The following is a 14,777-nucleotide window of genomic DNA, read 5'->3' on the forward strand; positions in this document are numbered from 1 at the left end:
TGCTGATTAGGGTCGCCTAACCTAACAACCCCGGCAAAGGAGGACGACGTGACCGGTGGTGAGATCGTCGCCCTGGGAGCGATCGCAGGCGGCACGATAGTGCTCGGACTGCCGGTCGCCCGCTCCCGTGGCCTGTCGCGGGGCACCCGCTCGCTGCTGAACGCGGTGGCGATCGGCATCCTGCTGTTCCTGTTCTGGGACATCCTCAGCCACGCGGTGGAACCGGTCGAGGACGCGCTGATGTCGGCCCACGCCGGCGAGGCGAGCTGGCTGCGGTTCGGCTGGCTGGCCGCGGTGCTGGCGGCCGGGGTGACCGCGGGGCTGGTGCCGCTCGGTTACTACGACCGCTGGATGGCCGGCCGGCGCACCAGGTTCGGTCCGGGCGCGATGGCGGTGAACGAGCCGGCCACCAGAGCCGAGACCGGGCTGCTGGCCCATCCGACGTTCCGGTTGGCGTTGCTGATCGCGATCGGCATCGGACTGCACAACTTCTCCGAGGGCCTGGCGATCGGGCAGTCGGCGGCCGGCGGCGAGATCGGGCTGGCAGTGCTTCTGGTGATCGGATTCGCGCTGCACAACGCGACCGAGGGGTTCGGGATCACGGCGCCGTTCGCGGCCGCCGAGGTCCGGCCCAGCTGGTCGGTGCTCGGGCTGCTCGGGCTGATCGGCGGTGGGCCGACCTTCCTCGGAACGCTGATCGGCCAGTCGTTCAGCAACGACGCGGTGTCCATCCTGTTCCTTGCTCTGGCCGCCGGGTCGATCCTGTTCGTGGTGATCGAGCTGGTCGGGGTGGCGCTGCGGATGGGCGGCAAGCACGTCCTGTACTGGGGGCTGATGATCGGCCTGGTCGCGGGCTTCGCCACCGACTTCCTGATCACGGTGGCGGGCGTCTGAGGCCGCTTCATCCGGCGTATTGCCGAGAAGGACCGCGTTGCTCCAAGCCAGGCCGCCCGTCAGGGCGCTGGGTCACCGGAGAATCGGCATCCCTAGTATATTGGGGATATCCGTAGTTTACTACGGACGTCCTCGTAACTACTGACCCGAAGGCCTGCATGAACGTCTCCGTGCCCTCTGAGGCAGTCGTGCCGACCCTGGACGGCGCCGTGCTGGTCACCTTGGCCAAGCTATTGACGCCGGTCACGGGACGCCAGGTACACCAGCTGACCGGCATGGGCTCCGAAGCAGGCGTCCGCAACGTACTCAACCGCTTGGTGCACCAGGGCATCGTGCGAGCCAGTCCCGCCGGCAGCGCCTGGCTGTACGTGGCTAACCGTGAGCACGTCGCCTGGATAGCCGTGGAAGCGCTGGCCGCACTGCGTACCGAGCTGTTGTCGCGGCTCCGGTCCGAAGTCGGCATGTGGAAGTTGGCCGCACGGTCCGCGGCGATGTTCGGCTCGGCCGCGCGTGGCGACGGCGACGCTGACAGCGATATTGACATTCTGCTGGTGCACACCGCCGGCGCCGACGAGAGTCCGGACACCTGGCAGGCGCAGGTGGACCGGCTGCGCGAGCTAGTGCCGGTGTGGACCGGTAACGCCTGCCAGGTCTACGACATCCACGAGGATGAGATCCTGCGGCTCATCGCCGAGCGCGACCCCGTCCTAGCCGAATGGCGGCGGGACGCTATTCCGCTCGCCGGCACGGGTATCCGCAACCTGTTGCGCGATCTCGGCTACCGGATGAGCCTGGAACGTGAGGCGTGACCGTCCGGGCTGGGCGCACCCAGACTTGTGGCAAGAGCGAGGCTCGCACCCGGCTGGAGCACGCCCGCGCGTTCGCCGACACTGCCGAGCTGGCGCTGGACACCGAGAATGACGCCAGCCTGAACGTCTCCGCGTCGCTGGCGGTACTGGCCGGTATCGCATCCTCCGATGCTGTCTGCTGCGCCGTGCTGGGCAACCGGGCACGGGGCCAGAACCACCGGGAAGCCGTAGACCTGCTGTCCGGTGTCGCAGCCGTCGGTGCCGAGATGAGCAAGAACCTCGCCCGCCTGCTTGATCTGAAGGACAACGCGCATTACGGCGTCTTCTTTCTCAGCGAGACGAAGGCACGGCAGGCGGTGAAGTGGGCTCAGCGGATGGTGACCGCCGCGGAGACGGCCGTGCTGGGATGATCAGCAACTGCGGCCAGTCCAGGATGTCGCGAGACATCAGATGGCGGAGGTGATCTTTGCCTACTCGAACTTCCGGCTTCCGGAGCTGCCGGGGAGGAGCACAGGCGGCCCTAGCTCGGAAGAACCCGGCTTGCTGGACCAATCGGCTTGCCGGGCACCTCTGCTGCTATCGCGCGATGACGGACCGCCGCCTGACACCTCTTGGCGGATCACAGAGCAGCAGCGAGCCGAGGTTCGCCGCCTTCATGCCGCAGGCCTTTCCATGACCAAGATCGCTCAGCAGACAGGAATGGCTTGGGCAACCGCTCGGTTGATCATCGATGCAGCAGCTGACTCGGTGGAGGCAGGTTAGTAGCTAAGTCGTCCTATGGCACCGACCGGATGCGCAGACCTGTCCCTCCTTGGGTGCATACTCGAAATGAACGAGTATGTGAGGAGTAGGAGTGACGGTCTTCGAGGAGGACGGCTTCGGCCGCGCCGATGACTTTGGTGAGGACATGACCGAGACCGGATTTGCACGAGAGCGGAAGGCGGACAGGACGTACCTGTCAAAGACGTTCCATATTGACCGAGAGACCTCCTCCGATTTCCGTCAGCCCGCCAGGATCATCCACAAGGTATTCGACTGTTACCGAGTTGCGCTTCGACGGCGAGGAGTGGACCGTCTACGAATCCGAGGCGGGAAGGGTTCAGCTGAAGTTGCTCGTGGTGCGCGAGCAAGGTCGCGTCAAGGAGCTCTGGGTACAGAAAGTGCCTTCTCCAGGTGTAGTGGGCAAGACGAAGATCATCCTCAACCTGCGTGAACCAAACGTCACCAAGCTCATCGATTTGATACGCGGCCTTGACTACATAAAACTCGAAGGTGGAGCGACGGTACGTGTAGATGATTCGCTGATCCGGCAGGTCTTCGATGATCCGTTAGCTCTGGACCAGGCATATGCCAAGGACCGGGAGAAGTTCAAGAAGCTGATCCAAAACGACGTCGCTGCAAAGGACGTCATCGCACTGGCGCACCGTCGCGAGCAAGTGGCGCTCTTCCGCCGGTACATTCAGGATCAGAAGTACTTTGAGTCAGTACGCGAGAACACGCCGGGTAAGTCTGCCGAGAAGGTCTGGCAGCTTCTGTTCGAGGCCAACCCGTGGATCTTGGGGCTGGGCCTCGGTACCAGGTTACTAACGTCCTGGGATGACGATCGCCTTGAACAGATAGTCGCTGGCTCCAATGTCGCGGGTGCCGGCAAACGTGTCGATGCGTTCATGCAGACCGCTGGCCGAATCAGATCCATGGTGTTCGCTGAAATAAAGACGCATGCTACACCTTGTTACAGAAGGACTTCTACCGCTCAGGATGCTGGGCACCAACCGACGAAATGGCTGGTGAAGTTGCCCAGGTTCAGGGAACCGTCCACCGGGCTTCTATGCAGCTCAATGAACGGATCAGCCAGAAAGATGAGACTGGAGCTGAGGTTCCAGGTGAGTTTGGCTATTTATTAAAGCCGAAGTCGTTTCTTATAGTTGGTCAACTCAACGAGTTCGTGGGACCTGCAGGTGGACATAATGTTGACAAGGTTAGGTCGTTCGAGCTCTACCGACGCAATCTAGGCGAGCCTGAAATTATCACATTCGACGAACTCTTGGCGCGTGCTAATTGGATCGTTGAGTCCAACATCTAGACCCTTGCCCTTAACTCCTACTTCTTAAACGCTGATGCCGCTGCTATTGCTGCCGCTGCCGCAGCGACGCCTGTCGCAAGGAACGAGACTAATGCGGTTAGGCTTTCACGCGTTTGGAAGCTGAGGCCAAACGCACCGAACTCAAGCGTCAGATCATTTTCGCTAGATTCACGTGGATGCTCTTGAACATTGACGTTTTCGAGCGGCGCTGCAAGCGAACAGGTAGCTACAGAATCGACTAGTGCAGATACAGTAAGGGTCCCGCCATGGCGCAGCAGGCCCGGACCGACAAGGACGGTGTTACCGCTCAGACGAACCGGCAACAGGCCGTCTTTTTCCGTCGCCTCAGGTTCGAGTAGAGCGAGTACATTCGCGTTGAACGACAGAACGACGGGCCTACCTCCGTCAAAGGAAACCGTGCCAATGTCGGTCTTGCTGGCGTTTTCAAGACGCACCGTAGCGATGGCTGGGTGATCGACTGGATTGCCCTGCCACGTGACGACGAGTTCTCCCGTCAGACGATGGTCATTACGAACCATTGGGACTACTGTTTGACTCCACCGAAGCGTGCGCCGGTTCCTGGCGATTACAAGCGTTCGCCACGCAAACCAACCAAGCGCGAGCGTTACGATTACGAGGGCGACTGTTAGCCAGAACGTCCCGGAGACATATAGGTGGTCACTCGAACTTGACTCCTTCGGCGTGGTTGTCACGGAGTCCAGTGTCGACTATTGCCACCACGCGGGCCAAGCGAGGGTCACGGGCATGTGGCGCACGGTTGTGCTCGTGTGGCGTGGACAAGGAGGTTCCTCGCGCATACAGAGGCCTCCGCGTGGATTGTGCACGCGCTGGGGGCCGAGCGGCGCGACCGTTTCCGTCGCCACGCTCCGCCCAAGCCAGGTCGTATTGGCCAATGGAACCAAGCAGCGTGCGGGCACCGTTGTTCCACTTGCGACGACGGACCAACACCGGACTCCTGCTCGCGCATCACGGAGCACCACCGTGCCGCCGGTTCGCCAGCTTCACGCCCCAGGCCTTTCCACCACCAAGCTCGCCAAGCTGACTGGGATGGCATGGTCTACTGCTCAGCTGATCATCGAGGCAGCAGCAGACTCGATGAGGGTTAGTAACGGTCCACTCCCCATAGCGACTGCCATCCTGCGCAACTCCCTTATGCAACTGCCTGCGTCCAGGCAGCGTGGCAGTCTAGGCGCCTAACAGGCGCGCCAACACAGACGCAAGGACGCTGGCACCGACGTTGGAGCCGAAGGAGCCGACGGCCTCAAGGATCCGACGTGCCGTCGATCGCTGCTCGTCGGGCCGATTGGGGTCATTCGCTACCTCCTGCAGAGCGTTGATCAGCGCATAGACGGCGGTCTCCGCTGAGGGCCATGCGCCCGCGCGGCGACGGCCCTCGCCGGAGACCGCATCTATCAGCCATGCGTTGCTGTTGGCGCCACGCCGGACACCAACAAGCAAACCATCGTTCTCTAGGGCGCGAATCCCGACCTGAACAGTTCCGAGGTCGAAACCCGTCAGTTGGGCGATGTCCTCGGGGGCGATGTCTGGCGCACTTGGGTCCGCCTCATGCAGTTGGAGTGCCGCCCGCAAAATCCGTAGGTCCCGTCTGATCCAGGTCTCGTCGTCGACGTTACCCATCACCATCGCCGAACCCGGTGTTGCAGCGCGTGGCGGATCGCAGTGTTCGATCCGAAGGTCAATATTCGCGAGTGACCCGCCTGGATAGACGGTTACGTCTCGCACGACCCAGTGCTCGACATTTCCATTCGCCAGTGTCGCGCGCAAGATATCGCCGCGTTGTACATCGGTGGTATCACCGGAGATGTGTGCTCGATCCCGATCTAGGAGCGCCCGGACCATGCCGTGGGGATGCAGGCTTTCAGACGGCCGGATGAGCTCTACGTCGGTCCCGTGAGTCTGAAAAAGGTCCACGTGGCAAGCATGCCAGGGCACCCCAACAGCATGCGGACTGGGACGCCTTGACCATCCGCTGGTCATCATCGAGGCTGCAATTGATCCGGCGGAGGAGGTTCGTACGAGATTGATCAGGTGCCCCTGACCGAACAGCTTACGAACGAGCAATTCGGTAAAAATAACATAAAGCTTTCAGGGCTCCGAGACCAGAATCGGGCGGTCGTGGGCGAAGGCTGAGTGTGTCAATGTGGGTGCGGTACAAGGATTGCCGCCAAACGCTGTTTCGTCGATCCGGCTCATTATGACGCTTGGCGGTCGCGCTCAGACCTACGGTGACCGTAGAGCAGGCGAGGGCAGCGCCAGATCACCTGCATGAAACAGGAGTCGCCGCCGGATGCTGCCTCTGACAGCCACAGTTGCCCCACTCGAACCCTGTCCAGGAAAGAGCAATGCGTGCTCGACAGTCGCCTGGTCCACCCAGCGCGCCGCCAGGCTGAATGCTGCCAACTGCTCAAGGGCAAGCTGCTCCTCGCCACCGTCGGCGAGTGGGCGGTTTGTGCATCCGGTGTTGCGGACGGCCCAATACAGGCCTCTCCCAGCTCTGGCCCCCTGATGCACGTTCTTAAGGTTGTCGCTTCCATCGTTTGGCATGAGGCGCAGGCGCGGGTGATCGGCCTGTGGGTCGTTGAGGGAGAACGCTTGCTGGAACAGCTTCGCCTCACCTGGATGGGTCAGCCTCAGCTTGGCCTACGTGTCGGCGGTCACGGGCTGGGCCGCGCGGCCATGACGGCCTGGTGATGTGACTGGGTAGCGCAGATCGAGCAGGCGGTGGCCAGCCACTACCGAACGGTGACCTTGCCGGTCGACCTGCGGCAGGAACTCGCCGCCGGGTTTGACAAGGCCGCCGAGGATCATCAGAACCAAGACGCCAGCCATAAGGTGCACTTGCGCAAACGACTGGCCGAGCTTGACCGCCAAGAGGACCGCTACATCGAACTTGCCGCCGATCCCGACTGGCCGAAGGCCAAGCTCACCCAGAAGCTACGTGACATCCGCGACGAGCGAGCCCGACTCGAAGGGCGCCTGAACCAAACCACCGCACAGCTCGATCAAGGCCAGGCGAACGCACGGCTCTTGCTGGACTACCCCTACGAGCTGTACCTCGGGTCAGAAGTTCAGGACCGCACGAAGCTCAACCGGCTGCTGTTCAAGAAGGTCAAAATCGACGTAACTGAGGGTCATAACCCCCAAGTCACCAGTGATGAGATGCTTGAACCGTTCGCCTCGGTCGTCTACTTCCGCCGCCAGCATGAGACGCCGACGGACAGCGGGCTGGGCACCGTCTACCTACGCGAAGCAGGCGGCGCTCCACTGAGGAGCCCCGCCTGCGACAACCATCTGCTGTCCCTACTCGAACGGGCCCTCAGCGGCGAGCCTCTCAAGGGTTCAAGTAAGAACACAATGGCGGAGGATAGGGGATTCGAACCCCTGAGGGCGTTAACCCAACACGCTTTCCAAGCGTGCGCACTAGGCCACTATGCGAATCCTCCGTCGAAGAGGATACGGGTTGGCTCAGGTCGTCGTGCCGAGTGGGTCGCCGTCAGCGCCGCCGGCCGCGAAACCGCCCCCGCCGCTCACCGGACAGCAGGATCAGCCGCCGCTCGGCGACGTCCTGGCTGTGGAATGCCAGCCAGAAGCACAGCGTGGCCAGCGGCAGCTCGGCGAGCACCGACATCGCGACCGCTTCGGCCAGATCCCAGCCACCGGGCGAGGTGAGCACGTCGAACCAGGCATCGGCGACCAGCAGCGCCCCGGTGGCCGCCGCGGCGATGGTCAGCCGGCGCGATCGGCGCAGCGCGCTGACCGCCGTCCACACCAGCCCGATCAGCAACCCCACGTCATAGCCCGCCCAGGCCACGTCGTAGTTCTGCGACAGCTGGTGGGACGGCAGCGTGACCGCGGCGATCACGATCCAGGGCACCAGGACCACCGCACAGCCGAGGAACACCGGAGCGGCCCACCGGACCAGCCGGGCGTTGTCGGGCAGCACCCGGTTGCCGACCTCGTCGCTGACCGGAACCAGCTCGTCCAGCCGATCGGCCACCCGCTCGACAGCCTGCAGAGGCGCCGGGTCACCGGAGCGCCCCGGTACGCCCGGTACCGAACTTTCCTCCGGTGATGTCATCGAGGTGAGACTCCTGGCAAGAACGGGGGCCTGCGGTGGAGTGAACCGTAGTACTCTTCGCCGAACTCCTGGGGGCAGAATGACAGCAGGCACGAGTGCGCGACGAGTGGCCCGTAGCGACGGGTTCAAGGGTCTGGCCAAGTTGGGCTTCGCGGCCCGGGGCACCATCTACCTGCTTCTGGGCTTCTTCACCCTGCTGCTGGTGCTGGGCGAGCGTGCCCCGGAAGCGGATCAGCGGGGCGCGATGCAGGAGGTCGCCCGGCACAACGGTGGCTTCCTGCTGCTGTGGGTGATCGCGATCGGGTTCGTCGGCTATGCGCTCTGGCGCTTCTCCGAGGTGGCCTTCGGGGTGGTCGGCAAGGGCGACAAGGCCCGCGACGTCGGTCCGCGGCTGCAGTCGCTGATCCGGGGCGTGATCTATGCCGGCTTGGCCTTCAGCGCCTTCAACCTGCTGGCGCACGCTCGCAGCAAGAGCCAAGCCAGCCAGCAGCAGCTGCTGACCACCAAGGTGATGCAACACTCCGCAGGCCGGTGGCTGGTCGGTATCGCCGGCCTCGTGGTGATCGGCGTCGGCCTGGGACTCATCTACGAGGGCGTCGCCCGAAAGTTCAAGGACCACTTCGCCTTGTCGGACATGCCGACGGCCAGCCGGCGGATCGTCTGGTTCCTCGGCACCTTCGGCATCACGGCGCGGGGCGTGGTGTTCAGCCTGGTCGGGTACTTCCTGATCCAGGCTGCTCTCGACTACGACCCGAAGAAGGCCCGAGGCCTGGACGGGGCGCTGCGCCGCACCGTCGCCGAGTCCGACACCGGCCGGCTGCTGGTCGGCGTCTGCGCGATCGGCCTGATCGCCTTCGGCCTGTACGCCTACGCCGAGGCCGCCTGGCGGCGTACCGAATGAGCCGACTGCAGCAGCAACCGGACCGGCAGCCGTCGCAGCGGCAGCCGGACCGGGGGCGGCAGCATCCTGGCTGGCTGGCCTCGGCGCTCTGGCTGCTCGCCGCGGCCGTGCTGATCTGGCTGGTGCTGGTGCTCATCGGGCACCTGCTCGGCCACCAGTGGAAGGACAGCGCCCTGGTCCGTTGGGACGCCTCGGTGGACCGGAACCTGGCCGCCCATCGCCGGGAACCATGGACCGAGATCACCCACCTGGCCACCTTCCTCGCCGAGACGATCACCGTCATCGCGGCCGGGCTGGTGGCCTTCGTGCTGCTGCGGCTGGCGCTCAAGCGCTGGCGTGAGCCGCTGTTCCTGGCGGTGTCCCTGATCGGCGAGGTGACGATCTTCGTCAGCACCACGCTGCTGGTCGACCGGGCCCGGCCACCGGTGAAGCACCTGGACAGCGCCCCGCCTACGTCGAGCTTCCCGTCCGGGCACACGGCCGCCTCGGTAGCGCTGTACGGCGGGCTGGCGGTGATCGCCTGGCGGGTGGGAGCCGCCGCGTGGCTGCGGACGATAGCCACCGTGCTGGCGGTGCTGGTGCCGGTACTGGTAGCGGTGTCGCGGATGTATCGGGGCATGCACTACCCCACGGACGTGATCGCCGGAGCGCTGCTGGCCTGCTGCTGGCTCGCCGTCACCAGCACCGTGATCCTGGGGCGGCGGCCAGCCTCGTGAGCGGCGTCGCCGCGGTGCTCAACCCCGCCAAGATCGAGGACCTGCCGGCGTTGAAGGCGGCCATCACCGAGCACTGCGGCGGCACCGAACCCGCCTGGTACGAGACCACCGAAGCCGATACCGGCGCCGGCCAGGCGAGCGCCGCGGTCGAGGCGGGCGCCCGGCTGGTGCTGGTCTGCGGCGGGGACGGCACGGTCGCGGCCTGCGCCGGGACGCTGGCCGGCACCGGGGTGGCGATGGCAATCGTGCCGGTGGGTACCGGCAACCTGCTGGCCCGCAACCTCGGCATACCGCTGGAGCTGCCGGAGGCACTCGACGTCGCCTTCGGCACCGCCGAGTGGGTGATCGACGTGCTGGAGGCAGCGGAGCAGCGGTTCGTGGTGATGGCCGGACTGGGTTTCGACGCCGCCCTGATCCGCGACACCGATGACGATCTCAAGGAGCGGCTCGGCTGGTTCGCCTACGTGGGCGGCCTGGCCCGGGCGCTGCGGCGCAGCCCGCATGCCCGGTTCACCATCACCATCGACGACGAGCTGCCGGTGAGCACCGAGGCGATCGGCGTGCTGGTCGGCAATGTCGGCCAGCTCGAGGCAGGCATCACGCTGATGCCCGAGGCAAGCCCCGATGACGGCGAACTCGATGTCCTGGTACTCGCTCCGCGCAGGGCGAAGGACTGGCCGGTGCTGGTCTGGCGGATCCTGCGCCGCCGTCCGGACGCCGGGCCGCAGGCCGACATCCGGCGCGGCAAGCGGGTCCGGATCTCCTCCGCCGTCGCCGTCCCGGTGGAATTCGACGGTGACTTTCGCGGTGAGGCTACCGAGCTACGGGTCGAGGTCCTGGCCGCGGCACTCACCGTGCGATGCTTGCGGCCGTGACGGCTCGGGAGGAGAACGCGGCCGACGGCCGAGGAAAGGCCGGCGAGGCCGTGCCCCCGGGAAAGGCCGCGCCGACCGACGAGACGGCGCCGACCGACGAGCGGGAGAACGCCGGCCGTCGCCGGTTCGCCGGCCGGGCGGTGGTGGTCTTCCTGGTCGCCTTCGCCGCGGCCGTGCTGTTCCTGACGGTGCTGCTGCTGGTCACCTCGTCATCGGAGGTGCTGCTGCGGCTGGACCGCGCCACCGCCAGTGACCTGCACCGCTACGCGCTCCGCCATCCCGGGTTCACCTCGGCGATGCGAGGGCTCAGCAACTCGGGCAAGACGGTGGTCTGGTTCCTGGTGATGGCCCTGGTCGCCGGCTGGCTGCTCCGGCGCCGGCTGCGGCGGCTGGCGATCTTCGTCGTGGTGACCGTGGTGGGCAGCTCGTTGCTCAACAACGTGGTGAAGCTGGCGGTCAACCGGGCCCGGCCGCACCTGAGCGACCCGGTCGCGGTCGCGGCCGGCAAGTCCTTTCCCAGCGGGCACGCCCAGGCCGCGATCGTGGGTTACGGCGTGCTAGTGGCAGTCTTCCTGCCGATCATTAGCCGGCGCTGGCGGCCTGCGGCCATCGCCGGGGCGGCAGTGCTGGTGCTGCTGATCGGCTTCTCCCGGATCTCGCTCGGCGTGCACTACCTGTCCGACGTGATCGGGGCGTACCTGATCGGGACCGTATGGCTGATCGGCATGATCAGCGCGTTCCGCACCTGGCGGCGCGAGGAAGGCAAGCCGGTCGCCGACCTGGACGAGGGACTGGAACCAGAACATCGCGAGCAGCTCGCGCCCTGAGCCTTCGCCCTCCTCGCTACGCCCTCTCGTCGCCCTGCCTCGGCCCTGCCGGTCCGGGCTCAGTGGGCTCAGCCACCCGCCGGCGAATGAGCCGGGTGAGCATCGTCGGTGACGGCCAGCACGGTGCCGTGCACGATCTCGACGAAGCTGCCCTCCGGTGGCAGGTTGCCGGTGCCGACGATCGCGGCCGGCACGCCGGCTTCGCGTAACAGGATGCCGAGGTGGCTCAGCAGCGCGCCTTCTTCGAACAGGAAGCCGTCCACCACTCCGAGCAGCATCGACAGCACGGCGATCGGCCGGGACACCGCGATGATCACCCCGGTGCCGTCCAGGCTGAGCCGCTGGCGCAGGTGGCTCAACAGCAGCGCCTCGTTCTCGGCCGAGACCGGCTGGGCGATGCTGATGATCGGCGCGATGCTCGACTCGGTGAGGATGTCGTCGATGCTCAGCACCTGCACCCGCCCGCTGGCCACGCCGGCGCTGAGCACCCGCGCGCCGGTCACGCCGTGTCCACCCTTCGGCGCGGCGGGCCCGGTGACCGGTGCGGAGTAGTCGACGAAGAGCAGGCTGCCGTCCTCAACCACCCACTCCAGGGTGGCTCGCGGGTGGATCCGCCGGGCATGCTCGCGCGTCGTGCCCTCCAGCGCCCTGGCCTGCTCCGGCCCCAGCAGCGCGTTCAACGCCTCGCCGGTGATCGGGTGCGCGCTGCCGAAACCGCGGTTGAGGGCCAGCAAGCCCTCCTCGGACGCCTCGACGTACACCGAGCCGTCGGTGGCCACGGTCGACAGCAGCGCCGTCTCGCCCCTGATGTACTCGCGGCACAGGAACGCGAAGTCACCCTCTCCGGGCGCGGCGTCGGCCAGCCGCCGGACCGTGTCGGCCAGCTCGGCACTGCCGATGATGTACTGGCGCTCCGTCGGGCTGGAGTCGATGACCAGGCGGCCGGGTAGCTGCTTGCTCCAGGCGGTCAGCGGCTCGACAGGCCCCGTCCGGTCCCAGTTGGCCAGCCAGCCGCCGGGCACCCGGGCGCCCTGTGAGATCGCGATCGCCCGCGCGAGCCGGCGCTTGGCGCGAATCCTGGTGTACTCACCGGCGCACTCGCCCAGGACCAGGTCGTGCAGGTCGCCTTCGTAGAGCGGGGTGATCCGCACGCCGTCGGGGGCCGGCTGCCCGGTCAGGCCCGCGGTACGGGGCCGCACCTGCACTATCCACAGCAGCCGGCCGTCCCAGGCCCACTCGACGTCGTGCCCACCGCCGCCTTCGGACAGCGCCGCCAGCGCCGTCCGCAGCTGCTGCCGCCAGCCGTCGGCGGCCGAGGACCGGCTGAGGCGCTCACCGGTCGGCACCGCCAGGCCGGCGACCAGCCCGCTCGCGTGCCCGGGGGTCCATTCGAGGTAGCAGTCCCCGGACGGCTCGCTGAAGGCGACGCCCGCGACCTGCGGGGCGATCGCCCGCTGCACCAGCACGCTCATGTGGTCCGTGGCCGGCGGCCGGCCGATCCTTCGGTACTGCGCCAGCGCCTGGCGGCTGAACCCTGATCGCCAGACCTGCTCTACGGCCCGCACCAGATCGGGCTCGTCGACGTCGACCACGCTGTCGAAGACCCCGGCGAAGCTCAGCGATGAGCCGTCCTCGTCCGCCGAACTGCTGCGCACGACGAGAACCGGGCCCAGCCTCAGCCGGTGTGCCAGGGCATGCAGTTGCCGCACCTGGCCGGCGCTGAACCGCACCCGGTCCAGCACCGCCTCGAGCCTTGTCAGCAGCGCCTCCAGCGCGTTCCGGGGCTGGCTGGTCAGTTCGGCGAGCAGCCCGTCGAGCTCTGACCGAAGTCCGGGCTGCATGCCCTGGCAGATCCAGCTGCCGGGTATGACGAAACCGGGTGGCACCGCGACGTGCCCGTACTCGCGGGCCAGGCCGGCGGCCTTGTTGCCGTAGCTGCCGGCCATCCGAGCTTCAGCCAGTTCGGTGAGGGCAGTCACCGGAAGTTCCGGAACAGCATGGACGCCCTGGGGCCGTTGGCGTGCTGGTACTTGCCGTCGTACAGCGCGATCTCCCCGACCGTGGTCCACCACATCATCTGGCCGATCTTCATGCCCTCGTACACGATCACGTCGTGCGTCGCGTAGAGCTGCAGCGTCCATTGCCCGATGAAGCCGATGTCACCCAGCGGCGCCGACAGGTTGATGAACAGGCCGAGCCGTGCCACCGACGAGCGCGCCGCGAACGTGGGAACGTAGTGCTCGCTTCCCATCACCTCCCGAGTCGCGGCCAGGTACAGCCTGTTCGCCTTCAGCTGCAAGCCCTCGGGCGGGATCCGGATCTCCTCGGTGAGGTTCTCGCGGCTGGCGTCCAGCAGCTCGTCGGAGTACACGATCAGGTGGTCCGACAGCGTGAAGTTGTAGCTGTTGGGGTTCACCGCGCTCTCGTCGAACGGATCGATGATGATGCGGCCGGCCTCTCGCTCGCGGGCGATCTGCAGCCCGGACAGGATCACGATGCGACCTCGGTGCAGAGCCGGCTCTCGGTGACCGCGACCGAGTTGGCATACCGGCCGTTGTACTGCACCACGTCACCGTTGACGCTCCAGAACGCGACCTTGCCGATGCGCATCCCGCGGTGCAGCCGGATCGGCTGGGACACCCGGATCTCCAGCGTCCATCGGACGATCGCACCGGTGTGACCCAGCGGCGCGCTCACCTGGATCCAGACGCCCAGCGCCGCGATCGACAGGTTGCCGTACAGCTCGCACGCGTAGCGGGTGCTGCCGATGATCTCCAGCGTCTCCCCGAGATACAGCCGGTTGGGATACAGCAGCACGCCCTCGGCGGGAATCTCGACCGGTGCTATCCGTTCCAGCGGCCGGTGGGCGTCGTAGACCTCGTCGTCACAGCTGAGCAGCCGGTGCCCCAGCCGGAAGCCGTAACTGTTCTGCTCGACCTGGTCGGCCGTGAAGGGCTCGATGGCGATGACGCCGTTGCGGCGCTGCCGCGTGATCTCGGCACCGGTCAGCAACATAGGACACCGGTCAGCAACTCGGCGCAGAACTCGCGCACGTGCTCGATCCCGTCGCGATTGTTGTCGAACTCGACGTCCCAGCCGATGTTGTCCAGCTGGAAGACCTGCTCGTCGTCGACGATGCTCAGGTCGTTGCGCGCGCGCAGCCGCTGATGGCGCACCGAGCGATCGCATCGAACACGTATGAAGTAGAAGCCCAACTCGCGCAGCCGGGGCGCGTCGACGACGTGGTCACGCAGGTCGGCATTGATGACCACCGTGCCGGCGGGAACCGCGGCCAGTGACTGTTCGAAGCGCTCGACCAGCGCGGTCGGCCGGATCCGCCTGATGTGCCTGGCCAGATCCAGCATCAGTTGCTGGTCCTGCTGGTCGCTCGGTTTCGGCTCGGCGATCTCGTGGTACAGCCGGTTCTGCAGGTCGTGCAGCAGGGCCGCGAGCCCGATCACCTGGGACCGATGGCCAGCAGCGGCAAGTGATTCGGTCAGCACGGCCGCCGTCGTGGACTTGCCGCTGCCGGTTTCGCCCACCAGGCAGATC

Annotated in this window: 15 protein-coding genes, 1 tRNA gene and 1 pseudogene; 9 read left to right on the top strand and 8 right to left on the bottom strand. The window is 66.2% G+C overall.

What is annotated here, in order from left to right:
* Positions 1–48 precede the first annotated feature (48 nt).
* The 4 genes and pseudogenes from VF542_RS07125 (at position 49) to VF542_RS07140 (ending at position 3,786) form a co-directional block, all read left to right on the top strand.
* On the top strand, positions 49–894 hold the full coding sequence (locus VF542_RS07125; protein ID WP_408651003.1) for a ZIP family metal transporter: 846 nt from the start codon (positions 49–51) through the stop codon (positions 892–894).
* 188 nt (positions 895–1,082) lie between these two features.
* Positions 1,083–1,703, top strand: a complete 621-nt coding sequence (locus VF542_RS07130) for a nucleotidyltransferase domain-containing protein (protein WP_408651004.1) — start codon at positions 1,083–1,085, stop codon at positions 1,701–1,703.
* Complete coding sequence (locus VF542_RS07135; RefSeq protein ID WP_408651005.1) at positions 1,700–2,113, top strand: DNA-binding protein; 414 nt, start codon at positions 1,700–1,702, stop codon at positions 2,111–2,113. The genes VF542_RS07130 and VF542_RS07135 overlap by 4 nt, the downstream gene beginning before the upstream one ends.
* Positions 2,114–3,139: 1,026 nt before the next feature.
* Positions 3,140–3,786, top strand: a pseudogene (locus VF542_RS07140) (Shedu immune nuclease family protein).
* 17 nt (positions 3,787–3,803) lie between these two features.
* Here the strand turns inward: VF542_RS07140 and VF542_RS07145 are convergent.
* Both VF542_RS07145 and VF542_RS07150 read right to left on the bottom strand, forming a co-directional pair.
* Positions 3,804–4,325 (bottom strand): hypothetical protein, encoded by a 522-nt coding sequence (locus VF542_RS07145; protein ID WP_408651006.1) that lies wholly within the window; start codon positions 4,323–4,325, stop codon positions 3,804–3,806.
* Between the two features lie 667 nt (positions 4,326–4,992).
* Complete coding sequence (locus VF542_RS07150) at positions 4,993–5,739, bottom strand: hypothetical protein (RefSeq protein WP_408651007.1); 747 nt, start codon at positions 5,737–5,739, stop codon at positions 4,993–4,995.
* 354 nt (positions 5,740–6,093) lie between these two features.
* Here VF542_RS07150 and VF542_RS07155 point away from each other — a divergent pair, with 354 nt between their 5' ends.
* Positions 6,094–6,519, top strand: coding sequence for a hypothetical protein (locus VF542_RS07155; protein WP_408651008.1), 426 nt, complete (start codon positions 6,094–6,096; stop codon positions 6,517–6,519).
* 664 nt (positions 6,520–7,183) lie between these two features.
* On the opposite strand, the gene VF542_RS07160 is transcribed toward VF542_RS07155, so the two are convergent.
* Both VF542_RS07160 and VF542_RS07165 read right to left on the bottom strand, forming a co-directional pair.
* Positions 7,184–7,271 (bottom strand) — tRNA-Ser (locus VF542_RS07160).
* A gap of 50 nt (positions 7,272–7,321) precedes the next feature.
* Positions 7,322–7,906: a hypothetical protein gene (locus VF542_RS07165; protein ID WP_408651009.1), complete on the bottom strand. Its 585-nt coding sequence runs from the start codon at positions 7,904–7,906 to the stop codon at positions 7,322–7,324.
* A 106-nt stretch (positions 7,907–8,012) separates the two neighbouring features.
* Here VF542_RS07165 and VF542_RS07170 point away from each other — a divergent pair, with 106 nt between their 5' ends.
* Genes VF542_RS07170 through VF542_RS07185 form a run of 4 tightly spaced genes read left to right on the top strand, consistent with a single transcriptional unit; the run spans position 8,013 to position 11,225 of the window.
* Positions 8,013–8,807 (top strand): DUF1206 domain-containing protein, encoded by a 795-nt coding sequence (locus VF542_RS07170; protein ID WP_408651010.1) that lies wholly within the window; start codon positions 8,013–8,015, stop codon positions 8,805–8,807.
* A complete protein-coding gene (locus VF542_RS07175) occupies positions 8,804–9,523 on the top strand; it encodes a phosphatase PAP2 family protein (RefSeq protein WP_408651011.1) in 720 nt (239 codons plus the stop codon). The genes VF542_RS07170 and VF542_RS07175 overlap by 4 nt, the downstream gene beginning before the upstream one ends.
* The gene (locus VF542_RS07180) at positions 9,520–10,398 is read left to right on the top strand and encodes a diacylglycerol/lipid kinase family protein (RefSeq protein WP_408651012.1); all 879 of its coding nucleotides are present in this window, start codon (positions 9,520–9,522) and stop codon (positions 10,396–10,398) included. Before VF542_RS07175 ends, VF542_RS07180 begins: the two co-directional genes overlap by 4 nt.
* Positions 10,395–11,225 (top strand): phosphatase PAP2 family protein, encoded by an 831-nt coding sequence (locus VF542_RS07185; protein WP_408651013.1) that lies wholly within the window; start codon positions 10,395–10,397, stop codon positions 11,223–11,225. Before VF542_RS07180 ends, VF542_RS07185 begins: the two co-directional genes overlap by 4 nt.
* A 68-nt stretch (positions 11,226–11,293) precedes the next feature.
* Here the strand turns inward: VF542_RS07185 and VF542_RS07190 are convergent, their stop codons facing one another.
* Genes VF542_RS07190 through VF542_RS07205 form a run of 4 tightly spaced genes read right to left on the bottom strand, consistent with a single transcriptional unit; the run spans position 11,294 to position 14,767 of the window.
* Positions 11,294–13,204 carry a PEP/pyruvate-binding domain-containing protein gene (locus tag VF542_RS07190; RefSeq protein WP_408651014.1) on the bottom strand — a complete coding sequence of 637 codons (1,911 nt, stop codon included), beginning with the start codon at positions 13,202–13,204 and terminating at the stop codon, positions 11,294–11,296.
* On the bottom strand, positions 13,201–13,719 hold the full coding sequence (locus VF542_RS07195; RefSeq protein ID WP_408651015.1) for a dCTP deaminase: 519 nt from the start codon (positions 13,717–13,719) through the stop codon (positions 13,201–13,203). The genes VF542_RS07190 and VF542_RS07195 overlap by 4 nt, the downstream gene beginning before the upstream one ends.
* Positions 13,716–14,240, bottom strand: a complete 525-nt coding sequence (locus tag VF542_RS07200; protein ID WP_408651016.1) for a dCTP deaminase — start codon at positions 14,238–14,240, stop codon at positions 13,716–13,718. The genes VF542_RS07195 and VF542_RS07200 overlap by 4 nt, the downstream gene beginning before the upstream one ends.
* Positions 14,231–14,767, bottom strand: a complete 537-nt coding sequence (locus VF542_RS07205) for an AAA family ATPase (protein ID WP_408651017.1) — start codon at positions 14,765–14,767, stop codon at positions 14,231–14,233. Before VF542_RS07205 ends, VF542_RS07200 begins: the two co-directional genes overlap by 10 nt.
* Positions 14,768–14,777 lie beyond the last annotated feature (10 nt).

The sequence above is a fragment of the Jatrophihabitans sp. genome, assembly GCF_036389215.1.
Classification (GTDB): Bacteria; Actinomycetota; Actinomycetes; order Mycobacteriales; family Jatrophihabitantaceae; genus Jatrophihabitans_A.